Consider the following 22,878-nt stretch of genomic DNA (forward strand, 5'->3'; position numbering starts at 1 on the left):
GAACACATTGTTATGTAAAGTCCCGCGCCTTAAAAGCTCAAAGGCTGACAGGACCTCAGTCACTTAATTTCTATCCCTTATTCTTCATAATATAAAAATGATGTACCATATGAACCATCTAAGACAATACTTATTTAACAATACTATCTCCAGGTCCATGACATTTTCGTATATTTCTGATATATCTCGTTAGATACAACAATTATTCTGCCATCTGCAAATTCTAAAGCAAATTGATTCATGTCTTTATTAATAAGCATAATTTGTGATACGGTTCACCGTACCGTTGTATCGACGGTTTTGTTTGTCAAATAAGTAAATCAAAATAATAGTACTGCTGCCTCACCTGGGAAGTTTATCTTGTTTTATTCTTTTCATAACTTCTTCAAATTTTTCAACCTCTTCAAATTGGGGAAAATGGCTGGAATTTTCAAACCAAAATAGTTCTTTGTCTGGAGCTATTATACTTTCATAATATTGCACAGCAAGTTGCGATGGTATAGTATAATCATACCTACCAATGCAAAAATATATAGGCACCTTAACTTCGGGTATAAGTTCAATAAGGTTCAAACTGTAATGACTGCCCCATAAATTATCAAAACTGAATTTACTTCCTATTGCCATCCTTATTCCATCCATTCCTGTATATTCAGGTGCAAAAATACTGCCTAGAATAATATCCTTCAATGTATTTACTTGCTTTTCCACTCCCCCATATTTGGCAAGCCATTTTCTTTGAGTATTGGTGTCAGTTATAATGTTTTTATATGGTGGAGTTCCAATAGCGTTTAATTCTCTAATAGCCCTTTTGCTATTGTCTTCTTTAGCTTTTTCCATGGCATACTCATAAGATATCCTCTCACCTTTTATTCCATTGACTACTTGACCAATACCAATATATGCTTCTATCCTCTCAGGATATTTATCTACAACAAAAACCCCTACCTCACTTCCCCATGAATGCCCAATCAGGTATATCTTATCCTTATCATAGCTATCACATAGATAGTCTATTAGCTCCTTTGTATCTTCTATTAGTTGATCACGAGTCATTGTTTCTTTAGGAATATTTCTAGAATAAGATTTTCCTGATCCCCTTTGATCCCAGTTTACCACTACAAACTCTTCCTCTAATCCTTTTTGATACTTTCTTGCATACGATATCTGTGAATATCCAGGTCCTCCGTGTAAAAAAAGTAGTATTGGATTAGAAACATCTCGTCCTCTAATAAGTATAAATTGTTCTACTCCGCCTAAAGTAACCTTCTCTAAGGTAGCAACACTATTTTTCCCAGTAATATAAGGGGTTCTAGCTGGCAATAAAAAGCTAAGCGATATAATCAATAATAAAATAGATAGTAAACTTAATAAAATTTTTTTCAAATACTTCATATCTGCCCCCTTGGTTAGCCGTAAAGATTGTAAGTGCTTTACTTTATTAAACCTCATCATTACTTATGGTACGGCTCACTGTATCGCTGTAACTGCGGTTTTTTATCGGTAATATATAACTTGAGCAAAGCAGATTATGCCATGTAATTAATTGTGTCCCTACCCTCGTCCTCTTCTCACTATTTACTCCTTTATAATAAGTCCAAATATTTTCGAAAAGTCTACTGCTTGCATGGGAGAAACTATTGCACCTCTAATATCTTCAGGTCGTATACTTACTCCTTCAAAATTGGAATTACTCAAGTCTATTCCTGACAAACTAGTTCCAGACATTTGACTTAATATAAAATTACATTTTCTAAACTCAACCTTATCTAATTTACTGTGTTGAAGATTACTATTTTCAAATATACAATCTGATAGGATTACATTTTTCATTTGAATATAATTCATATGAATAAATTGACCATTGCAGTTATTCATATAAATATTTTGAAGTGTAGCATCGCTGAGGTTTAAACCCATTAGCTTGCAGTTGATAAACTCAGTTCTATGTATAATTGCTCCAACAAAATTTGCATTTGACAAATCACAGTTTTCAAATCTTACATCAATAAGCTCTAATGAATTTAATATGATACCTTTAAAATCCACTTTATTAAAAATCACACCTTCAAAGTCTACTTTGTTAGCTTCTCGTGTTTCCATTGCGCAGTCTGATATATAAATATTCTTAATAGTAGCTTCATCTTCAACATCAATAATTTTCATACTCGTTTGTTCAATACCGTTTATCAGCTTAGGCTTAATTACTTTCGGCAGAACTTGCTTATTATTCATGGTACAGTCTCTCCTTTGAATGATATTTACCATAAATTTTTTTGCTAAATAATATTTTTTGTATAGTTGAACAAATCTTCAAAGGGCAACAGCGCCGCTCCAATTAATGAACCCTTATCCTTAAGGGCAGAAAAAACAATTTTGGTTCCTTCATACTCTACAAAACTGCTCTTCATATTATTTTTACGATTTATTAAGGCCAACATTTCTTTTTCATACTTTCCCAGCTCTCCTCCAATAATCACAAATTCAGGATTCAAAGCTAAAATAATATTTTCGATTCCTATAAAGAGACAATCAATATACCTTTCAATCGACTTTCTAACTAAAAGCGTATTAAAGCTTTCTTCAGAAAAAATTTCATCCAAAGAGGATGCTTTTAGCCCAGTAAACTCCTCATAGTATCTAAATAGCGCTTTTTTTGAAGCGTAGAGCTCCCAACAACCGGTCCTTCCACAATTACAGGCTTTGGCTTCATCTGATATTCTCATATGTCCAAACTCCCCAGCCTTTTTATTAGAGCTTTTAAAAATATGCTGGTTTATAATAATACCGGTACCAATACCTTCAGTGATGGATACATAGACGCCATTTCGCATGCTTGTGGTTTTACCTATTTCTGTTTCTGCATATGCAGCTATATTTGCTTCATTCTCTATAAATACCTTCAGTTGTAAGCTACTCTGAAATTCTTGGAAATCAAAATCCCTTACGCCTATATTAGGAGCATTCTCTAGAATAAGCTGATCCTCATCAACCAATCCAGGCAAGGAAAAACCTACACCTGAAACCTTATTTTTATTTATATGATTGCGTGACAGGAGGCTGTCTATTTCAACCTTTAGACTTTCTAATATTTCTTTAAAGGAAAAGTTTTTTATATAGGGAAAAGAAGCTTCATCAATGATTTTGTTATTTAAGTTAATTAACACTATTCGAACTGTATCGGGAGAAACGTCCACACCAACTGAAAACCTTGCATTTTCAATAAACTTGAGAATTATAGGCTTTCTTCCTCCAGTAGAATCTCCAACCCCTGCTTCTTCAATAAGCCCTTCCTCTATCAATTGATTTATATTGGTGGTTACGGTGGGAATGCTCAACTTAAGCGCAACAGCAATTTCCTGTTTGGTTATCTCTCCTTTTTGTTTAATAATATTAATAATATTTGATCGATTTATTTCTTTAATCTGGTCCTGACTAAATGTCTCTAGGTTTATCATGGCTGAAGCTCCTTCTTATGTTAATATATCAATACGCTAACTAAATTATCATAGGCGTTAACTTAACACAATTATTACCAAAGTTCTCTCCAAATATCATCCTGAGGGTAGTGAAGGATCTTGGAATAACGAAGGATGACAAGTTATGGTTTAAGTTAACGCTAATGACTAAGTTATAGGATTTATATAGGTCATTGACTTTATTTATCTTAACATGGTGGGAAAACAGATTGAAGTCAATGGATGAATATGAAATTCCTTCTATTTTCTATTCTAATATCTATAGATATACTGGTTGACAATATCCTCCAACATCTCTTGTCGGCCTGATTCAAGCACAATCTTATCATGCTTTAATGCATATTCTGCCAGCTCCTGAAAGCTCGTTGCATCCTCTACAATTTTCTTACCAATACCAACAGTATAACTTGCATAACGGTTTTTCATAAAGTTTTCCAGAACCCCATCCGAAAGCAGCTTTTCTGCCACCAGTAAGCCTTTAGCAAAGGTGTCCATACCAACAATATAAGCAATAAATAAATCCTCCGGCTTAAAGGACCCTCTTCTCACCTTTGCATCAAAGTTTAATCCACCTGGAGCTATGCCACCGTTTTTAAGGACCTCATACATACACATTGTGGTGTCATAGATATTGGTTGGAAATTGATCCGTATCCCATCCTAGAAGCATATCTCCTTGATTTGCATCAATACTGCCTAATACCCCGTTTATACGAGCCAAGGCTAATTCATGCTGAAAGGTATGACCTGCTAATGTAGCATGATTTGCTTCAATATTTAATTTGAAATCATCGATTAGATTATATTTTCTTAAGAAGCCCAAAACCGTCATTGTATCATAATCATATTGATGCTTTGTGGGCTCCTTAGGCTTTGGTTCAATCAGAAATTGTCCCTTAAAACCAATGCTTCTTCCATAGTCCTTTGCCATTCTTAAAAATTTAGCTAGATTGTCATTTTCAAGAGCAACGTCTGTATTCAGGAGGGTTTCGTAGCCCTCACGACCGCCCCAGAAAACATAGTTTTCTCCTCCCAAACGATGTGTAATCTCCAATACCTTCTTTACCTGTGCCGCCGCAAAGGCGAAGACCTCCGCATTTGGTGATGTCGCAGCCCCATGCATAAAGCGAGGATGTCCGAAGGCGTTGGTGGTACCCCATAAACATTTAATATCTGTCTCCTTCATTTTTTCTTCTATGAGTTCAACAATAACATCTAAATTATCCAGCTTTTCTTGGAGGGAGCTTCCTTCCGGTGCAATATCTAAATCATGGAAACAGAAAAATTCAATCCCCAACTTTGTCATAAGTTCAAAGGCTGCTTCAACCCTTGCCTTTGATAACGCCATACCTTCTAATCCATCGTAGCTTCTTTCCATAGTAGGTTGCCCAAAGGGATCATTTCCATCACCCGTCAGGGTATGCCAATAGCTGAGGGCAAATCTAAAGTGATCCTTCATCTTTTTGCCTGCAACGATACGATTAGCATCGTAATATTTAAATGCCAAAGGATTGGTTGAATCTTTACCCTCGAATTTTATTTTATGCATTCCCGCGAAGTATTCTCTCATTTTTCTTTCCCCCCATTTTGTATGATATTTTTGATTTAGACTTAGATTTAGAGTAGACATCAAATGCCACAGCAAGAAGCAGTACCAGCCCTTTTACAATTTTCTGCCAAAAAACGCTAATCCCCATAATAGACATACCATTATTGAGAATACCCATGATAAATCCACCAATAATAGCTCCTGGAACTGTTCCTATACCTCCAGATGCAGATGCCCCTCCGATAAAGCATGCTGCAATTGCATCCAATTCAAAGCCATCCCCGGCAATTGGCGAAGCTGAATTTAAGCGACCTGAAAATACAATCCCTGCAACTGCTGCCAGTAATCCCATGTTTGCATAGACCCAAAACAATACCTTTTTCGTTTTAACACCTGAAAGCTCAGCAGTTTTTGCGTTGCCTCCCATAGCATAGATATGTCGCCCAACAACGGTTTTATTAGCAATGAATGAATAAACTAGTATTAACACCATTAATATAATGATGATATAAGGTAGCCCGTTTGCTCTTGCCAACCATAAAGCAAACAAGTTTATTGTAATAAATGCAACAGATAACTGTATAACGAAGCCACTAAATGGCATCACCTGAAAGTTGTATCTGATTTTATTTCTTCGTTCTACATATTGAAGTGCGACATAAATGATGGAACATATGAGTCCAATGAGTATAGTTGTTATATGTAATCTACCGCCGCCTCCTATAAAATCCGGGATGGATCCAGATGCAATCCTCACATATAGGGCTGGTAAAGCTATCGTCTCACCATTTAGTATCAGGTTATTTACTCCCCTAAATACCAGCATCCCTGCTAGAGTTACTATAAAAGAAGGGATCTTAACATATGCAATCCAAAAGCCCTGCCACATGCCAACCAGTACCCCCAGCAGCAGTGATAAAAAAATAGACAAAGTAACTGGTAAACCCATTGAAACACTAAACAGTGCTGATGCTGCTCCTATGAGTGCAACAATTGATCCTACAGAAAGGTCTATATTTCCTCCAGATAAGATACAGAACATCATACCTATGGAAAGTATAAGAATATAGCTGTTTTGTAGAATAAGACGATGTACATTGATTGGTCTTAAAAGGATTCCCTTTGTTAATATTTGAAACAAAATAGTGATTGCAATCAGAGCCATCAGCATAGCGTATTGCCGCATATTTCTCCTGATGATGATTTTTATATTTTCCATCAGTCCAATCCTCCCTTAATACCTACTGGTTGCTTCATTCTTTTTTCTGTCTGAGCTTTGAATGATGCAACGCATAATACTTTCCTGACTGGCCTCGTGTATTGGCATTTCGCCTACGAATTCTCCTTCATTCATGATATAAATCCTGTCACATATCCCTAACAGCTCTGGTAATTCTGATGAAATGACAATAATACATTTCCCCTGATTTGCTAAATCGTTTATAATGGTGTATATTTCATACTTAGCCCCTACATCTATACCTCTGGTTGGCTCATCTAGAATAAGGACCTCTGGCTCTGAAAATAGCCACTTTGCAATGATAACCTTTTGTTGGTTACCCCCGGATAAATTTCCTGTGTTCTGATATATATCTGAGGCCTTGATTCTCAGTTTTTTGCAGAATTCTTCAGCAACCCGAATCTCCTCATTCAAATTCACAACGCCACGATTACTGATTTTCTTCAATTTCGCTAAAGTAATATTCCTCCGAATTTCATCATCAAGAACCAAGCCGGCATTTTTCCGGTCCTCTGTTAAGTAAGCAAGCCCCTCCTGAATTGCTTGACTTACACTGGTAACAAGCAATACTTCTCCAGATTTTTTGATTTTGCCATTGATACTTTTCCCATAAGACTGGCCAAAAATACTCATAGCCAGCTCTGTTCTGCCTGAGCCCATTAGCCCTGCTATACCAACAATTTCTCCTTCTCTCACATTGAAGTTAACATTTTTTATCTTTACCCGGCCTTCATCTAATGGATCATGAACCATCCAGTCCTCAATCTCAAAAGCTACTTCCCCTATATTGGGAACTCTTTTTGGATACCTATCCGTCAACTCTCTTCCAACCATTCCCTTAATGATTCGATTTTCTGAAATTTCATCCTTTCCTTTAACTAAAGTTTCTACGATTGTTCCATCACGTATCACTGTTATCTCGTCAGCTATTTTTGTAACCTCATTTAACTTATGTGAAATGATGATACAGGTAATATCCTGTTTTTCATTTAGCTCCTTCAAAAGCTCCAGCAAACTGTTGGAATCTTCATCATTTAAAGCAGCAGTAGGTTCATCCAAAATCAGCAGTTTCACATCCTTCGCCAATGCCTTTGCTATTTCAACAAGCTGCTGATGCCCAACCCCTATATCCTTTACCAATGCGTCATGCTCTATTTGTAATCCCACTCGTTCCATGAGCTTTTTAGCCTTTTCTTGGGTATCATACCAATTGATGATACCTTTTTTATGACGTTCATTGCCTAGAAATATATTCTCAGCAACTGTTAAATAGGGGCTAAGGGCCAATTCCTGATGAATGATTACGATTCCTTTACCTTCACTCTCCTTAATATGTTTAAACTGACAAACCTCACCATCAAAAACAATCTCTCCGGAATATGCTCCATATGGATATATTCCGCTAAGTACATTCATCAATGTTGATTTTCCTGCTCCATTCTCTCCTACTAAGGCATGAATCTGTCGCTTTTTCACTTGCAGATTAACGTTGTTTAGGGCTTTGACTCCAGGGAACTCTTTTATTATATTTCTCATTTCAAGAATATTATTGGTCATATCCCCTACTCCTTTTTTCAAATTATATGCTGTGGTAGTTTTCTACCACAGCATATATTGATTACCTTGTACAAGTAAGCTAACAGCTCTTTTAAATTACTTTAATTGCTCTAGAGTATAATAACCTGAATCAATTAATAATTCTTTATAGTTGTCCTTATCTGCAAATACAGGTTCACACAAGAAGGAAGGAACTACTTTAATGTTATTATTATAGGTCGTGGTATCGTTTACAGGAACTTCCTTGCCATCCATAATCGCAGTAACCATCTCAACAACCTGTGATGCCAAGGTTCTAGTATCCTTGAAAATTGACATAGATTGTTCTCCAGCAATCAGCATTTTTACATTGGTGACATCACAATCCTGTCCCGTCAAGACTGGGAATGGCTTATCCGCTGAACCATAGCCAGCAGCTTTTAATGAAGCCACTATACCTTGGGCTAAGCTATCATTAGGTGACAGTACTACATCAACCTTCTTATCACTATAGTTTGCTGTTAAGAGATTATCCATTCTAGCTTGAGCACCTTCAGACCTCCAGCCTTGGATTGCTACCTGCTCCATCTTTACTTGACCAGAATTTATTACCAGTTGCCCCTTATCAATATATGGCTGTAGAACATCCATAGCACCGTTATTAAAGAAGAAGGCATTATTATCATCTGGAGAACCGCCAAACACCTCTAAATTGAAAGGACCTTTTCCACTGGCAAGATCAAGAGCCCCTACTATATATTCTCCTTGAATTTTACCTACAAGGTAATTATCGAAGGTTGCATAATAATCTACATCCGGCGAGTCTAGAATTAAACGGTCATAGGCAATAATTTTGATACCTTCTTTAGCAGCCTCTGCCAGCACGCCCTTTAAAGCTGTGCCGTCTATAGAAGCAATTACAATTACCTTACACCCCTGAGTAATCATGTTTTCAAGTTGTGTAACCTGCTGTTCTACTTTGTTGTCAGCATATTCTAATATAACTTTATAACCTGCAGTTTCAAGCATTTTCTTCATGTTATCTCCGTCTTGATTCCATCGTTGTAATGATTTTGTAGGCATTGCTACACCAATAAGCTTATCACCCTCTGTCGTTCCCGAGTCGCCAGGATTACTGGTCTGTTGTGTACATCCATACATAAAAAACATAGAAACCAGTAGAACCAAAATCAATAACCACGAAGCAAACTTTTTCATTCAATGGACCCCCCTAAATTTACTTTTAAAATAAAGTGAGTCAAAACAAATGTCATTCTGTACAGTTTTAAGGAGCTCATTTTTAATAATTGACTCGTATTGCGCACTACTCATCTAATTATTTTTAAAATGAACTCCTTTTTCTCATAAATGACTCTATTATAATTATAAAATAATTCTGAAACTTTATCAACCCATCTTAAAAAGTATTTTTAAAATGGGTTTAAAAAGTTTTCAATTAAACATGTAAACTTTGAAACCTCCTTACAAAAGAATCTACCATCAAAGCATACAAAGTCTATTATCAAATAACACGTTGTATTTATTTTTATTTTAATTATTTCCTGTCAAATGGATTCAAGAAGTTTACTTGTTATAAAAGCGAAATATGGTTTTTTGATAATAGGTTTCTTCAGGACTGAGTATAACCTCTTCTGCAAACATCTGATTGGGACCAATAGGTAATCCTTGGGTTTCAAAACAAGCTGCGTTTCTTTTGATTCCTTTAGCGGCATCTGCTAAAACTTTTTCATTAGCTTCGTTCATGGAGTAAAAAATAACCGCTTTTTGGTTAGTTTCAATGTCCATAGCTCTTGTAGAAACAGGATCATAGAAGGATAGTGCCCCTTCATTATCTGAATTCAATATCCAAGGATGGTCATATCCTGCCCCAAATAGCAACTGTTGACACCTTTCTTCGATATCTTTTCCAATGGGTTTTGCACTTCGAAAATCAAAAGGCGTGCCTTCCACTGAAATAATCCTACCTGTAGGAATCAATTCTTCATCCAGTTCTAAGAATTTATCGGCATTAATGCGAAGTTCTTGGCCTAGAATATCTCTCTTTCCATTGCCGGAAAGATTAAAATAGGTGTGATTCGTCAGGTTTACTAAGGTTTTTTGATCCGTTTTGGCTTTGTATTCTATTGCCAATTCATTTTGGTTGTTTAATGTATAAACAGCCTCCACCTCCAAATTACCAGGATAGTTTTCTTCTAAATGAGAACTATGATAGGTGAGCTTCAATCCGACACTTGTTTCATCGATCATTGTTTTCACTTCCCACATTTTTAGATGAAAGCCTTCTTTCCCCCCATGAAGGGTATTTTTATTGTTGTTAATGTAGAGCTTATAGCTTACACCCTCAATTTCTACAAATCCATTAGCAATTCTTCCAGCAGTTCTACCTATGATGGCTCCAAAATACACAGGATTAATATAGAAGTCTTCTATGTTTTCATAGGCCAAAACAACATTTTCATACCTTCCTTGCTGATCTGGCGTTAAGATTTTAGTTATAATGCCTCCTAAATTCAGGACTTCAACTGTCATCCCGTGGTCATTAACCATTGTATAAGCCATCACGTCTTGGTCCTTGTAAACTCCTATTTGTGTTTGAAAAATATCCATATATCCACTCCTTTATATGAACTTTCTTTTAATTTTTATTATACTATATTTTTCCTTTATGACATGGATATATCTTTACACAAAAAATCATTCTTACTTATGATATGGTTCAGCGTATCGTTGTAACTGGGGTTTTTTTATATTTACCCGTGGAATGTGCTTTTTATATAACAGTAATCTCTATCATGCATACTTATATTTTTGTGAATCTAGCAATCAAAGACCCTCCCTACTTTCTTCTACCTTCTTACTTTCTTTAAAATCCTTCCGTATAGAAATCTTCCATTCCAAAGATAAAAACCGATAGAATTGACCGGGGGCAACCTCCCCCCAATCACCACAGAAGGCAATTGTATTTTCGGAGGTTTCCCAATAGTCTGGCATAGTAACTACACTTACTTTACAGTCGACATTTCTCAAAACACCCCATAAAAAAGCATAAGCACAGGTGATGTCTCCCCCATCCAAATTAAATCCAATAGCGACAACATCTTTTGAACTTCCTCCAAGAGTTTCCCCTTCTCCACCTGTCCATCTGCTTTTTTTGTAATGCATTTTTAATTAATTCCATACTTGAAAAGCCTCACTTTTGGATGTCCTCTTGAAAATTTTTGTTACTTCAACCGGAAATATAAGTGTTAGAATCGTCTGTTTTTCTCCTATCACCTTAGCATTTTTAAGCTGCCTGTTATTTTGTTAATTTTTTTCTTTGGTCCATAAAGGCATAATCCCAGATAATTTATTTGTTGTTTTTCTGTGGAATGTAGCTTTATTTCATAATCATCATAGCTTAAGGATTTCTGTGCTACTTCGTTAAAGCCAATCACCTTAATCTCTGGGTCATCATTCTCTAATAATGCGTCATATTTTTCTCTAATCTCTTCTTTAGATAAGGTTAGTATTGGGATAGGTATATTCGTAATACCTTCATGAACTCTTCCATCCCTATCTACCACTTTATTACCAATTAAATCTCTTGTTTCGCTAGCTAGACTAATACCTAGAGCTGCAGTGGTGTTTGCAATTATACCGGCTGGTAAGCTTCCATCAATGATCATAACGCATTTCATATATAAATACCTCCTTTATAAAATGATTATAGAGGTATTTATTATTTTTTTATTGTATAAAATTGCCCTAAAGCTATAGGGATTTATAATATTGTAGAGGGGTCACACCATAGGCTTTTTTAAATTCCTTTGTAAAATGAGCTTGATCATAAAAACCCGATTTTAGAGCGATGTCTGCTATATTATTGCTGCTCTTTAATAGATATTTCCCATAATTAATTTTAAGCTGTAGCTGATAGGCACTGGGGGTAGTATTGAACTTATTCTTAAAACCTCTAATTAATGCAAATTTATTGATGCTGAAATGTTTCTCCATATCCTTCAGGTTCAAGTGCTGAAGATAATGACCCTCTATGTAAGTCTTAATTTCATTGATCTTCCCAACACTTTCAAGCTTTATCCCTACATCACATGTGCTAAATAACTGAATGAGGGTACTAATCAGTTCAACCTCCTTATGAAATCCACTAACATCACTTTTTAAAACATCAGCTAAGTATCTAATCTGATTAAATTCCTGCTCCCCTAGCTTTTTTATGCCAATAGAATGTTTTTCCTCTAAATCATCAAATATCCCCTTGCAAAATTCATTCTCTATATAAATCATTGTAAATTGCCACTCATTAATATCTAAAGGCTGGCACCTATGACTTACGTAGGGATACATAATTACTGCCTCACCAGCACCAATATCATAATTTTTTCCACTGACATACAGTTTTGTTGCTCCTTTTTCTATATAACCTATTGATAACTCTTGATGAAGATGATCTTTGTATGCATGCATATCATTAGCACAGGTTTTAACCTCAATCATATTCCAGGCATCTGTCCGATAATAATGGATCCCCTTCATGAGCATCCTCCTCCATAAAATGTATAATTCATTATATCACTACTTTAGCTCTTTATATTGCTATCCACTGCAATTTTTTACAATACACCTACCCTATTTCTTTGTATACTATAAGCGTATTCTATATCTATCCAAAGGAGGAGAAAAATGATTAAAGGATATACCCTTCCAAGGACACCTAAAGGTAAATCTAGTCTTGTGCCAAGCCCACCTTGGCATTATGTAGGCAATGTATTAGCTGTAGAGTATACAGCAGACCATGAGAAAGTTGCGGCTTTTTTGCCAGAAGGACTCACACTAGCTTCCAATCAATGTGCTATTTACTTTATCGAATGGCAATACACAAATGATTTAGAAGAGGTTTATCTAGATCCAGTCTGCAGCCAATATCGAGAGACAATTGTTTTATTATCAGCAAGCTATAATGATACTCCTGTATCTTATTGCCCCTTCATTTGGGTTGATCAAGACAAAGCTCTTATGCGGGGGTTAATTCAAGGCTGGCCCAAACAAATGGGAGAAACTTGGATGACTCGTTCTTATGATGTAGATTCTAAGGCTTCTCCCCTTCTAGGAAAAGGAGGAAGATTTGGTGCAGCTTTATCAGTTGGGGGTCGCCGGCTGGCAGAGACAAAAATAACACTCCTTGAAGAGAGCAATTCCCTTCCTTCTCCAGCATTTGCATCTGCTGTAAATGTAAGATATTTTCCAGAGCTTATCAAGGATAAATACGATAAACCTTCAGTACATCAGCTTGTTCAACTTAAATCACGAGATGTAAGAATATCTTCTATCTGGAAGGGAGAAGCTTCTATGGAGATATTCCATCATCCTCATACTGAACTACCTGATTTAAAGCCTACATCCGTTATAGCAGGTTATCGATTCTCAGTGGCACTTACTGTTGATGATCTGATCCACCTTTATAACTTGAAGCAAGAAATATTTATAGAATAAATTTATTCTATAAATGTCTAAACCGAGGGACTTTATTATCCCTCGGTCTGATTTGAAATTTTAATAGGCTTTTGTTACTTATAATAAGGTTCACCGTATCGTTGTGACTGCGGTTTTATAAGTCAAAGTGGTCAAAGGAAATATCATCTTTCTTAGCGACATAGTACATCTATCTCTACAGCTTCTCTTAGTATCATCTCAAACAGGAAGGAAAAAATGCTTCTATTGAAGTAATCCATCTATCTTGGGACAATGTACCTGTCCTCTCGTCCCTGTAAAATGTTCCTTCTTTTAATTATTTTTTACTAGATGGGTTTGTGTATCTAACCAATAGAATTCATCCAAAATTTTTCTTATTCTAGGAACTACACCGTCTCCAAATTCAACTGGATAGCTGATAGTTACTAGAAAGTATTGACCTTCATGGTTCCCTAAAGCAGCCAAGGTTTCCCCGTCTCTACTGATATATTCTTCAATTGACCAGTTATGATTTTTTTCACCATTTGTTACTTTTTGCATATCTAGTTGTGAAGCTGTAAACATTCCTTTTTCACCAACTAAGACAGGCTTTTCTTTTAAAGTCTCTGAAAAAAAGAAGAACTTTATATAAACATCTTCTCTTTTTACACCACTGAAGTTTGAGAAAATATTGTAAGCATCACCTTCGCCAGAACTTACTGTCTCCACTATAAAATTTTCAGGAATATAGGTTATAAAACCATTAGCCCTGCCGTCTAGCAGGTATAATGTAATATCTTCTTCCATTCCCTCTATTAAAATCGTTCCTTCCTTTTCCTCTAGAAAATTCAACTCTGCAGTTGAATCTTGGTCTTCAACTTCATCTACATCCTTATCTTTATCCTCATCGTCCTTGCTAATATCTTGTTGCTCCTCTTGAGGTTGCTTATCATCACTGTTGGTGGTATCAGTGCTACAGCCCATCATGCCCCCCATTATTATTAGCAAAACTAGCAATAGTCCGATTGTTTTTTTCATAGTCATCCTCCTTTAACAAATTTGATCTATTGGTATATTATGAAACAAAGTTCTTCTACCTATTTAGACGGTAAAATCTTAGAAAAGTTCCCCAATAAAATTCTTTAAATATTTTCCCAGTTCCACCACTTTTCACAGCCACCATTTCTGCAAGGTCTGGCCTCCCTTTATCTTTATGTTGTGGAACAATGTACCTGGCCACTAAAATCTTACCTGTGATGCTTATAGATGATATCCTCCCTCTCCATTGTTGTCATTTAATGGCCTATAATGAGCTAGACAAAAATTCTAAATCTTCATAAACAACATTTTTTGCATAATATATCACCTTAGACTATTTGATAGAATAGCACATAGATACAATATCCTTCTAGTAGGATCACTATGGGTTGCAAAGTCAGAAATTGCATTGATAAACCGCAGCCATTTTTAGATAGTACTTTAAAATTTGGAGCTAACCTTAGTCATATTCCTAGTATATAGCACTCTAAATTATAATATCGAATAATCTATAGTAGGAGGTGAGCTACTATGCCTTGGCAAATGACTATGCAGTACTTGATAAACCAGCCCGTTGGCGTATCTCTAGCTGACGGTACAGGTGTTTCAGGTATATTATGTAGTATAACTCATAGTGAAATCTACTTGTTGGAGTATTTATATCATACTCAGTTTGCATTGAAACGCTATCCCCTATACCAAATCCGAGATGTACTTCCATTTCCCCCATGCAGTACTCCAATATCACCACTTTATTAGCTTCATTAAGTATGTAATTCTCTAGAAGGAGTGTCTTAGAACACTTCTTTTAGCTATTTTTAGTAATCTTTAGTATCTGCTCTTACTTCCTCATAAAATGAGACTTAATTTAGGGGAAGTTTTTCCTCCCACTGAATTGTAACCCAAGTTACTTCATGTATTGCTTTCCAAAGGTGAAATCTCACACCTATTTTCTAGTAAATAGAATTTATCATATTTTTAAAATTTGCATTGAAAAATATTTTATAATCAAATATCATTTGAGTTGAGAAAAGGATTGGAGGATGATTATGATTTGGAACAATTATACAATATGATTTTTAAAAGAAAGTCCTTTAGAAGGTTTGATGATTCTTTAACTCTTTCAGAAGAAGAGCTGAAAGCTATACGCAAAAAAATAAAAAGCTTAATTCCTCTTGTAAATAATATAGAAGTAAGATGCAAAGCTGTTCCAAGAGAAAAAACAACATCTAAACGGGGAGAATACTGTTTACTTATTTATAGTGAAGAAAAAGATCATTACTTGTTAAACATTGGTTATATGTTTGAACAATTGGATCTATATTTAGCATCAAAGAATATAGGCGTGTGTTGGTATGGAATGGGAAAAGTAAAAGAGCCTCAATACAACAACTTAAAATATGTAATAATGATGGCTCTAGGAAAGGCGAAAGAAATAGAATTCAGAAAAGACTACAGAAAAAGCAAGCGAAAAGAAACAAGTCTTATATGGAAAGGTGATTTAAGTCTTGAAATAGGCGATTTTGTTAAATATGCTCCAAGTGCTTGCAACACTCAACCTTGGAGAGTTCTTTGTGAGAATAACACCTTAAAAATATATCGAACAACTCAAATAAAATCAATTATGCCAAAAGAAAAAGTGCCTTTTTATAATTCAATAGATATGGGAATTTTCCTATTTATCTTAGAGTTGGCTTTATCCCACAATAACTTTTCATTTCAAAGAATTCTGAGTCTTGAAAATGTGGATTCTAATTTAATCCCTATTGCAACATATCTTTTGGAAAAAAGAAGGATAAGTTGATTTTTAGGAAATAGATTATTCTATTTCTCTTAACCTTTCTATAGCACTTCCTTTTTTAATGCTGTAAAATGCAACATAAGGCACAACTAATGATAGTGCAATCAGTATTGGATAGGTAATTAATAATGGAGATACAATGAACTTATAACTAAAGAACCATAATTCACTGATAATGCCCCAAATTACCCCTACAGAAAATATAATTCCTAATATCAACGAAAGAATCATGGTGTAACCAGCATAATATAGACCTTCAAAACATAGCATTTTCTTCAGTTGCTTACCTGTCATACCTATACTTTGTAACATAGCAAATTCCTTTCTCCTTGCCCATATGCTAGTGAACATAGCGTTTATAAAATTTAGTATCCCGATTAAACCATTTATAAAGCTAAGTATACCTCCAACCACAATTAGCATGTTTTGAAGGTCTTTAAAGTTATCTACATAGGTTTGCTTAGATTCATAATTCATAAGAGGTTCTGTCTTATTGATGTATTCCTTGATAAGTTTCTCCATATCCTCTTCCTTGCCATCCTCCACATTGAATGCATAAGTCATAACAACAGGTTTGGTAACTATCTTTAAGTATTCTTCTTCTGGTAAATACATAGCAAATTCATCAAAGAAACGAGTAGACATAGAATATGTTTTTATTCTAGCTTTTGCCATAACTTCGTATTCATGTTCTTTACCATCTACTGTTATCTTGACAGTGTTCCCTATCCCATAATGGGATGTATTCCAAAGTATATCCCCATGGTCACCTTCATGAACTCCCTCAATGATGTATTTTCCGCTTTTCAGTTTTTCTATATCCAGTTTTCCTTCCACAATATCTAATCGTAAAAGGGGAAAATCCTCCATACCATATAAGTCTAATTTTGGCTGTCCATCCATAGCTTCATTTAACGGATCCCCAAAATAGCTAAGTTCATTAGGATCTTCCCGGTATATGGAACAATCACCAACATAAATATTATAGTAAATCCTACCGCCTTCTTCAAAGCCCTCTTCTTTCTCTACTTCAGATATAAAACTTTCACTAAGTTCATCTTCTTCAAATCGAAAATGGTTCAGATTGAAATAATTGGCATGGCCGATGAGGAAATCAGCATCCACAAATTTGGAGATATATTTGTCCATATCAAAACCGCTAGAGATTGTAAACACCGAATTGAGTAGTACCAAACTCAGGGTCATAGATATAATAGCGATGATGGTTCTTTTCTTATTTCTCCCAAGGTTAGATAGCGCCATTTTCCATAGCTTTCCACCATCGGTGGTCTCCTTAGTGTTTTTGTTTGTTTTCTGGCTGTTTTCGCTATATCGTACCGCCTCTATAGGCGAAACCTTCCCTGCAATTTTACCAGGCTTTTGAATACTAATAAACACTGTTATTAAAGCAAATATTGAAGCACCTATGAAAATGAAAGGGTTTAAGGAAACAATAGCATTTTCACCACCAAAACTTGTAACACCCATAACCATTGGTAGTAATACCTTGCCAAGTAAAAATCCTATACAAAGACCAATTGGGATACCTATTACAGCTAATAAAATGGCCTGGCATGAGATCATTCTTTTGATTTGTTTGGATGTTGTACCGATTGTCTTTAATAAGCCATATAGTTTGATATCTTTAATAACGGAAATTTGAAAAATATTATAAATGATCAAATAACCTGTACTCATGATTAATAGCAATAAAATAAGTACAGAGATCATCGTTACTGGGTCAGCCTTTGAAAAATTACTTGATAGATAGGCCCAGTTTACATTATTCACTATATCAGTAGGTATCAATTCACTTTTTTCATTATCCTTAGGAATTGTATAGCCACCATCACTAATTACCCTGTATAGTTTTTCCTCTATATTAAAACTATTCTTAAACATAATATAAGCATTGATAGACCCCGTCATATTACCATCAACCTTAAATGTATTTTCAAATTTATCAGCATATAAATCCATAAACCCATGAGAAACAATGATAAATCCTGTATTAAAAACAGGATCACTTTCCCAGAAGCCTGATAATATAAAAGTAGTTTGTAGGTGCTCTCCCTTTATTGTATATGTAAGAGGAACTTGAGCTCCAGTTTCATGAGGAACCCCTAATAAGTCCAAAGTTTTCGTATCAGTGATAATTTCATTTGCTTTTACTGGAACATCTCCTGTAGTGGGTTGGCAAAACCCAAGTTTCATAGCGATTTCGTCCATATAGTACATTTCTACAGGACGTTTTAAAAACTCAGGGTTATCTACACGATCTGCAGCGACTTTATTATAGCTTATTTCATCAATCAAAGGATGGCCTTTCATATTGTTATACTGCTCATCAGTTATATATTTTAGTACAGCATGTCCGTCTCCACCAGCCTGCCTTACGGTATGTTTTTGAAAGGACTCTACCATACCCATACTAATGGTGAAAAGGCTTGTAAATAATACTGTTGTCAAGGCTATTGCAATAATCGCCATTAGATTTCTAGTTTTGCTTGCTCTAAAACTTTTAAAAGCTAGGTTCCTGATAATTCTTTTGTTCTTCACCTTAATCATTTGTTACACCGCCTATTATTTTCCCATCCTCAAGACGAATGATTTCATCAGCCATCTGAGCTATTTCTTCATTATGAGTGATCATGACAATCGTTTGATTAAAGCGTTTACTGGTTACTTTTAGTAGTCCTAAAACATCCAGACTTGTTTTGCTATCTAGATTTCCAGTAGGCTCATCTGCCAGTATAATTGCTGGTTTAGTAGCTAATGCTCTTGCAATGGCTACCCGTTGTTGTTGTCCACCAGAAAGATTATTTGGTAGGTTTTGAAGCTTTGTTTCTAAGCCTAAGGTACTAATAATTTCATCAATATAGATCTTATCAATTTTATTGCCATCTAACTCAATAGGTAGCGTAATATTTTCATATACATTTAATATAGGCACAAGATTGTAGCTCTGAAATATAAATCCTATCTTTCTCCTTCTGAAAATAGTTAGTTCATCTTTTTTTAGTGTAAGTAACTCAACCCCGTCTACCTTTACTGTTCCCTTAGTAGCTTGATCAAGACCTCCTAACATATGTAGCAAAGTAGATTTGCCACTACCTGATGTGCCTACAATTGAGACAAACTCTCCCCGTTGTACCGAAAGATTTACACCATCTAAAGCTTTTACTAAGTTTGGTCCTTCACCGTAATACTTACTTAAGTTATAGGTTTCTAAAATCCCCATGAATTAACCTCCATATAAAAAATATAGTTTATACCTTCCTATGGTATAAACTATAACAAACCAATCTTTCTCAAATCTTTCTGAAATATAACAGTTTTGAAAGATTTGCTTCATTTTGGTAGAAAGATAGAAAAGGTGGAGCCCTTTCCTACAATAGAAGAAACTTTAATGTATCCACCTTGCTTTGTAATAATCTCCCTTGCAAGGAATAACCCAATGCCTACACCCTCATATTCGTTTACATCTATAGAACGATAAAACCTCTTAAAAATAGAGTTAATATCTCCCTCTCTAATGCCTACTCCATTGTCTACAACATCAATTTTATAAAACATTTCATAAGGGATTACTGATACTGAAATATCGCCTCCCTCTGGTGTATACTTAATGGCATTATCTATAATATTGTATAGCGCCTCCTCTGTCCATTTTTTATCGAAAATAGCCATACAATCTTCATCTATTGTATTAATTTTTAAATTCTTGTCTTCTACTTTTTTCTTTACTTTATTATAAACATCAGTGACTAAGTTCAAAACAGAGTTAAGCTTCGGTATCACAGAAATAATATCTGTTTCCAATCTAGACATTTTTACCAAAGCTTGTATCAGGAAATCAAGTTTTTCAGACTGTATTGTGATCTGATTCATCATTTCTGAACAACTATTAGGAAGGTCTTCCTGCTCATTTAATAACTGTGAATAGAGAAGGATATTAGCAATAGGAGTTTTCGTTTGGTGGGAGATATCAGATATTAACCCTTTAATTCTTTCTTTCTCTGTAGCAAGATTATTTTCAGAAGATAGAGACATACTTAAAAATCTACTTAGCTTTGCTTCTAATGCTGATAGCCTAGATTCATCATAAGAAGATTCTGAGAAACTTCCGCTTATTGCACGATCCAACATATCATTCATTCTATTTATGTTGGCTTTAATTTTATATCTATATACAACAATAGTCACGAGAGCAGTAACAAAAGAAGCTATGGTAAATCCAGTAAGTATAATATTGCTTTTATTCATTCTTATCTACCATCCATATATAGCCTATACCATATACAGTTTGTATGTATTGTGGTTTTACAGGGTTATCCTCTAGTTTATTTCTCAGACGTTTTATGGTGACTGATAGAGCATTCTCATCAACAAAATTTGCATCATCTGTCCAAACTTTATCTATTAAAGTTGATCGTTCCATCACATTTCCTCTATTTACCACCAAGGTTTTAAGGAGTTTTTGTTCTGTCTTACTCAATTCAATCTTCATATCATTTTTATAAAACCTCATAGAACTAAAATCAAAATAAAAATTTCCAAGGTTGATTTTTTCATCCTTGTTCTCTTTTTTTCCCCGTCGTAGTAGCACAGATACTCTTGCACGCAATACCATTAAACTGAAGGGTTTAGTTACATAATCATCCCCTCCGAGCTCTAAGCCAGTTACCTCATCAATTTCCATATCATTTGCCGTCAAGAAGACAATAGGTACAGAAGAATGTTGCCTAATCTTTTTACAGAGATCAAAACCACTTCCATCAGGTAAATTCACATCTAGTAGAATTAAATCAAACGCTGCCTCTGATAGATGATTTTCTGCTTCTCTCACAGTGAAACACTGTCTAAATTCATAGTTTTCTTGTTTTAAGCTTAAAACAATACCATTGTTTAATGAAATATCATCTTCAACAATTAATATTTTAGTAATTTTGAATCCCCCCTTGCCTACTAATTATTAGTCTCTAATCAATGACATAAAAGCTTTTTCATTGATTCAATTTTTATTATACTATATTTTTCCTTTATAACATGCATATATCTTTACATAAAAAATCACTCTTACTTATGGTACGGTTCACCGTAACATTGTAACAGCGGTTTTTCATTCCAGCCCCTCCGTCAACAACTATTATGTTGATCAGATTTAGTACACCAAACACGAGTATTCTCTAAAAATAAACTAACTCACTTCCCCATATAAAATATCTGTTTTAACTTTTCTTAGTCGTAACTTTAGCTATGTTCGTGACTGAGCTCTTTTTTCTTTTCTATAAACTTAAATAACCCACTACCTCTGATAAACTATCAGAGGTAGTGGGTTTAACTTATGAGGGTAAATCACCATCAACCTATGCACGAACAAAACTCTATAGACTCACCTAATTAGCGGCGGCAATTTGAGGTTGCTTTTATTATGTTTTATAGTTCTCTATTATTTATTCAAATAACAAGTAACGCAATATACTTCTCCATCTTCATTATTGCCTGATACAAACTTCAATTCCTTCCCACACTTTACACATTTTGAAACTATAAGTTCCTCTTCTTCACAATCACTAATATATTTGTCACAAATTACCTCACACATATCCTCATCACAATCCGAACACTTGTTAGATGGGTAGCCATATTCACATTCATATTCTTCAGCGATGCCGTTTTGATTCATATCGTTTTCATCAATAATGCTTTTAAGATTTTTACAACTACTACAAATGCATTCACTCATCCTATTGCCTCCTCGAGTATCATTCCATACAATGCTTGTGGTGCCATCGGCACGTCTTGTTTAGACATACAAACCTTACTAATAATAGTATACCAAAGTCCTGATATCCAGGCAATAAAAACCCCTAGCTTCATATTAAAGCCACCTAAATTGAACATCTCCAAACCTAGTATTAAGTCCTCTACAGAAATCCCATAGCCTATACTGAGGTTTCAAAATCTAACAACTTAGTTGCTTTTAAATATGTTTCGTGTAATCACTCTTTCTAATTTAATTATTTAAGGGCTACTCACTATCATACAGGCATTTCGTTTGTCTGCTATATCCAGTTTAATTTTTCTGGGCTTATTTCATGGCCTTTCCAATGTCCCTATCCATATGATTTTACATTTTCATCAAACCCCTTTGGCTTACTGAGGTGGGTGAAAACCGCAGTCATTTATGATACGGTTCATTCCGAATAATCCTAAACCCCCTATAAATCTGCTCTAATAAAATCAGTTTCATTAGCTGGTGGGGGAAGGTCATGGGTGAAAAACATAGGCGATAGTCTGCTCTATTTATGACAGTTTCTGAAAGACCAAGGGAGCCTCCTATAATAAAAGCAATATTGCTATTTCCCCTTAGTCCTAAATCCTGTAGTTTTTGGGCTAATGCATCAGAGCTTAATAATTTGCCCTTTAAATCAAGTACTACTACATACATACCTTCCTTAATGTTTTTTATAATGCTTTCTCCTTCTCTGTCCTTCACACTTTCTTCCTCTGCTGGACTTAGGTTTTCTGGTGCTTTTTCATCTGGGACTTCTACAAAGTTTAATTTGCAGTATCTAGATAACCGCTTGCTATACTCATCGATTCCTAGCTTCAAGTACTTTTCTTTTATTTTTCCTACGCTTATAATTGTAATGTTCATCATTAACACTTCCCTATGTGTTTTCTATATATATATAACCCATGAAACACTTACCCTTCAAAGATAACTTCTTCCTTCTTTATTTATGCTTTTGCTCTCTTCT

Annotated in this window: 22 protein-coding genes; 3 read left to right on the forward strand and 19 right to left on the reverse strand. The window is 35.0% G+C overall.

Annotated features, from left to right (window positions below; translation table 11 throughout):
- Positions 1–342: 342 nt before the first annotated feature.
- The 11 genes from CACET_RS18895 to CACET_RS19690 all read right to left on the reverse strand — a co-directional run bounded on the left by CACET_RS18895 (position 343) and on the right by CACET_RS19690 (position 12,357).
- Entirely contained in the window at positions 343–1,395 is a 1,053-nt protein-coding gene (locus CACET_RS18895) for an alpha/beta fold hydrolase (RefSeq protein WP_052661507.1), read from the reverse strand.
- 183 nt (positions 1,396–1,578) lie between these two features.
- Positions 1,579–2,235 (reverse strand): pentapeptide repeat-containing protein, encoded by a 657-nt coding sequence (locus CACET_RS18900; protein ID WP_044825627.1) that lies wholly within the window; start codon positions 2,233–2,235, stop codon positions 1,579–1,581.
- Positions 2,236–2,279: 44 nt separating this feature from the next.
- Positions 2,280–3,458: an ROK family transcriptional regulator gene (locus CACET_RS18905; protein WP_044825628.1), complete on the reverse strand. Its 1,179-nt coding sequence runs from the start codon at positions 3,456–3,458 to the stop codon at positions 2,280–2,282.
- A gap of 273 nt (positions 3,459–3,731) precedes the next feature.
- Positions 3,732–5,048, reverse strand: coding sequence for a xylose isomerase (xylA, locus tag CACET_RS18910; protein ID WP_044825629.1), 1,317 nt, complete (start codon positions 5,046–5,048; stop codon positions 3,732–3,734).
- The gene (gene mmsB / locus CACET_RS18915) at positions 5,020–6,246 is read right to left on the reverse strand and encodes a multiple monosaccharide ABC transporter permease (RefSeq protein ID WP_044825630.1); all 1,227 of its coding nucleotides are present in this window, start codon (positions 6,244–6,246) and stop codon (positions 5,020–5,022) included. The genes xylA and mmsB overlap by 29 nt, the downstream gene beginning before the upstream one ends.
- 15 nt (positions 6,247–6,261) lie before the next feature.
- A complete protein-coding gene (gene mmsA / locus CACET_RS18920) occupies positions 6,262–7,824 on the reverse strand; it encodes a multiple monosaccharide ABC transporter ATP-binding protein (protein WP_044825631.1) in 1,563 nt (520 codons plus the stop codon).
- 96 nt (positions 7,825–7,920) lie between these two features.
- Positions 7,921–9,021, reverse strand: a complete 1,101-nt coding sequence (gene chvE, locus CACET_RS18925) for a multiple monosaccharide ABC transporter substrate-binding protein (RefSeq protein WP_044825632.1) — start codon at positions 9,019–9,021, stop codon at positions 7,921–7,923.
- Positions 9,022–9,387: 366 nt separating this feature from the next.
- Positions 9,388–10,431 (reverse strand): aldose epimerase family protein, encoded by a 1,044-nt coding sequence (locus tag CACET_RS18930; RefSeq protein ID WP_044825633.1) that lies wholly within the window; start codon positions 10,429–10,431, stop codon positions 9,388–9,390.
- Positions 10,432–10,647: 216 nt separating this feature from the next.
- Positions 10,648–10,986 (reverse strand): hypothetical protein, encoded by a 339-nt coding sequence (locus CACET_RS21025; protein WP_044825634.1) that lies wholly within the window; start codon positions 10,984–10,986, stop codon positions 10,648–10,650.
- Between the two features lie 107 nt (positions 10,987–11,093).
- On the reverse strand, positions 11,094–11,501 hold the full coding sequence (locus tag CACET_RS18940; protein ID WP_044825635.1) for a DUF2000 domain-containing protein: 408 nt from the start codon (positions 11,499–11,501) through the stop codon (positions 11,094–11,096).
- A gap of 73 nt (positions 11,502–11,574) precedes the next feature.
- Entirely contained in the window at positions 11,575–12,357 is a 783-nt protein-coding gene (locus CACET_RS19690) for an AraC family transcriptional regulator (RefSeq protein WP_052661508.1), read from the reverse strand.
- 147 nt (positions 12,358–12,504) lie between these two features.
- On the opposite strand from CACET_RS19690, the gene CACET_RS18950 reads away from it, so the two are divergent.
- Positions 12,505–13,314, forward strand: coding sequence for an acetoacetate decarboxylase family protein (locus CACET_RS18950; protein WP_044825636.1), 810 nt, complete (start codon positions 12,505–12,507; stop codon positions 13,312–13,314).
- Positions 13,315–13,605: 291 nt separating this feature from the next.
- Here CACET_RS18950 and CACET_RS18955 read toward each other — a convergent pair whose 3' ends face one another.
- A complete protein-coding gene (locus CACET_RS18955) occupies positions 13,606–14,310 on the reverse strand; it encodes a hypothetical protein (protein WP_044825637.1) in 705 nt (234 codons plus the stop codon).
- Positions 14,311–14,841: 531 nt separating this feature from the next.
- Between CACET_RS18955 and CACET_RS18960 the strand changes: the two genes are divergently transcribed.
- Both CACET_RS18960 and CACET_RS18965 read left to right on the forward strand, forming a co-directional pair.
- Positions 14,842–15,069 (forward strand): hypothetical protein, encoded by a 228-nt coding sequence (locus tag CACET_RS18960; RefSeq protein WP_044825638.1) that lies wholly within the window; start codon positions 14,842–14,844, stop codon positions 15,067–15,069.
- A gap of 295 nt (positions 15,070–15,364) precedes the next feature.
- On the forward strand, positions 15,365–16,114 hold the full coding sequence (locus CACET_RS18965; RefSeq protein WP_044825639.1) for a nitroreductase family protein: 750 nt from the start codon (positions 15,365–15,367) through the stop codon (positions 16,112–16,114).
- A gap of 15 nt (positions 16,115–16,129) precedes the next feature.
- Here the strand turns inward: CACET_RS18965 and CACET_RS18970 are convergent, their stop codons facing one another.
- The 7 genes from CACET_RS18970 to rlmH all read right to left on the reverse strand — a co-directional run bounded on the left by CACET_RS18970 (position 16,130) and on the right by rlmH (position 22,775).
- The gene (locus tag CACET_RS18970; RefSeq protein ID WP_044825640.1) at positions 16,130–18,679 is read right to left on the reverse strand and encodes an ABC transporter permease; all 2,550 of its coding nucleotides are present in this window, start codon (positions 18,677–18,679) and stop codon (positions 16,130–16,132) included.
- Positions 18,672–19,352 carry an ABC transporter ATP-binding protein gene (locus CACET_RS18975; RefSeq protein ID WP_044825641.1) on the reverse strand — a complete coding sequence of 227 codons (681 nt, stop codon included), beginning with the start codon at positions 19,350–19,352 and terminating at the stop codon, positions 18,672–18,674. Before CACET_RS18975 ends, CACET_RS18970 begins: the two co-directional genes overlap by 8 nt.
- A 110-nt stretch (positions 19,353–19,462) precedes the next feature.
- Positions 19,463–20,377 carry a sensor histidine kinase gene (locus CACET_RS18980; protein ID WP_044825642.1) on the reverse strand — a complete coding sequence of 305 codons (915 nt, stop codon included), beginning with the start codon at positions 20,375–20,377 and terminating at the stop codon, positions 19,463–19,465.
- Positions 20,370–21,059: a response regulator transcription factor gene (locus CACET_RS18985; RefSeq protein ID WP_044825643.1), complete on the reverse strand. Its 690-nt coding sequence runs from the start codon at positions 21,057–21,059 to the stop codon at positions 20,370–20,372. Before CACET_RS18985 ends, CACET_RS18980 begins: the two co-directional genes overlap by 8 nt.
- A 504-nt stretch (positions 21,060–21,563) precedes the next feature.
- Entirely contained in the window at positions 21,564–21,860 is a 297-nt protein-coding gene (locus CACET_RS18990; protein ID WP_044825644.1) for a hypothetical protein, read from the reverse strand.
- On the reverse strand, positions 21,857–21,994 hold the full coding sequence (locus tag CACET_RS20660; protein ID WP_158386139.1) for a hypothetical protein: 138 nt from the start codon (positions 21,992–21,994) through the stop codon (positions 21,857–21,859). Before CACET_RS20660 ends, CACET_RS18990 begins: the two co-directional genes overlap by 4 nt.
- 301 nt (positions 21,995–22,295) lie before the next feature.
- A complete protein-coding gene (gene rlmH / locus CACET_RS18995; RefSeq protein WP_044825645.1) occupies positions 22,296–22,775 on the reverse strand; it encodes a 23S rRNA (pseudouridine(1915)-N(3))-methyltransferase RlmH in 480 nt (159 codons plus the stop codon).
- Between the last annotated feature and the right edge of the window lie 103 nt (positions 22,776–22,878).

Source organism: Clostridium aceticum (genome assembly GCF_001042715.1).
In the GTDB taxonomy this organism is placed as follows: Bacteria; Bacillota; Clostridia; order Peptostreptococcales; family Natronincolaceae; genus Andreesenella; species Andreesenella acetica.

Coding starts and splice junctions, on each gene's coding strand:
- chvE (WP_044825632.1), bottom strand. CDS start 9,021: ATGAAAAAGTTTGCTTCGTGGTTATTGATTTTGGTTCTACTGGTTTCT.
- CACET_RS18905 (WP_044825628.1), bottom strand. CDS start 3,458: ATGATAAACCTAGAGACATTTAGTCAGGACCAGATTAAAGAAATAAAT.
- CACET_RS18955 (WP_044825637.1), bottom strand. CDS start 14,310: ATGAAAAAAACAATCGGACTATTGCTAGTTTTGCTAATAATAATGGGG.
- CACET_RS18970 (WP_044825640.1), bottom strand. CDS start 18,679: ATGATTAAGGTGAAGAACAAAAGAATTATCAGGAACCTAGCTTTTAAA.
- mmsB (WP_044825630.1), bottom strand. CDS start 6,246: ATGGAAAATATAAAAATCATCATCAGGAGAAATATGCGGCAATACGCT.
- CACET_RS18930 (WP_044825633.1), bottom strand. CDS start 10,431: ATGGATATTTTTCAAACACAAATAGGAGTTTACAAGGACCAAGACGTG.
- CACET_RS18895 (WP_052661507.1), bottom strand. CDS start 1,395: ATGAAGTATTTGAAAAAAATTTTATTAAGTTTACTATCTATTTTATTA.
- CACET_RS18960 (WP_044825638.1), top strand. CDS start 14,842: ATGCCTTGGCAAATGACTATGCAGTACTTGATAAACCAGCCCGTTGGC.
- CACET_RS21025 (WP_044825634.1), bottom strand. CDS start 10,986: ATGCATTACAAAAAAAGCAGATGGACAGGTGGAGAAGGGGAAACTCTT.
- rlmH (WP_044825645.1), bottom strand. CDS start 22,775: ATGAACATTACAATTATAAGCGTAGGAAAAATAAAAGAAAAGTACTTG.
- CACET_RS18980 (WP_044825642.1), bottom strand. CDS start 20,377: ATGAATAAAAGCAATATTATACTTACTGGATTTACCATAGCTTCTTTT.
- CACET_RS20660 (WP_158386139.1), bottom strand. CDS start 21,994: ATGAAGCTAGGGGTTTTTATTGCCTGGATATCAGGACTTTGGTATACT.
- CACET_RS18950 (WP_044825636.1), top strand. CDS start 12,505: ATGATTAAAGGATATACCCTTCCAAGGACACCTAAAGGTAAATCTAGT.
- CACET_RS18975 (WP_044825641.1), bottom strand. CDS start 19,352: ATGGGGATTTTAGAAACCTATAACTTAAGTAAGTATTACGGTGAAGGA.
- CACET_RS19690 (WP_052661508.1), bottom strand. CDS start 12,357: ATGAAGGGGATCCATTATTATCGGACAGATGCCTGGAATATGATTGAG.
- CACET_RS18940 (WP_044825635.1), bottom strand. CDS start 11,501: ATGAAATGCGTTATGATCATTGATGGAAGCTTACCAGCCGGTATAATT.
- mmsA (WP_044825631.1), bottom strand. CDS start 7,824: ATGACCAATAATATTCTTGAAATGAGAAATATAATAAAAGAGTTCCCT.
- xylA (WP_044825629.1), bottom strand. CDS start 5,048: ATGAGAGAATACTTCGCGGGAATGCATAAAATAAAATTCGAGGGTAAA.
- CACET_RS18900 (WP_044825627.1), bottom strand. CDS start 2,235: ATGAATAATAAGCAAGTTCTGCCGAAAGTAATTAAGCCTAAGCTGATA.
- CACET_RS18990 (WP_044825644.1), bottom strand. CDS start 21,860: ATGAGTGAATGCATTTGTAGTAGTTGTAAAAATCTTAAAAGCATTATT.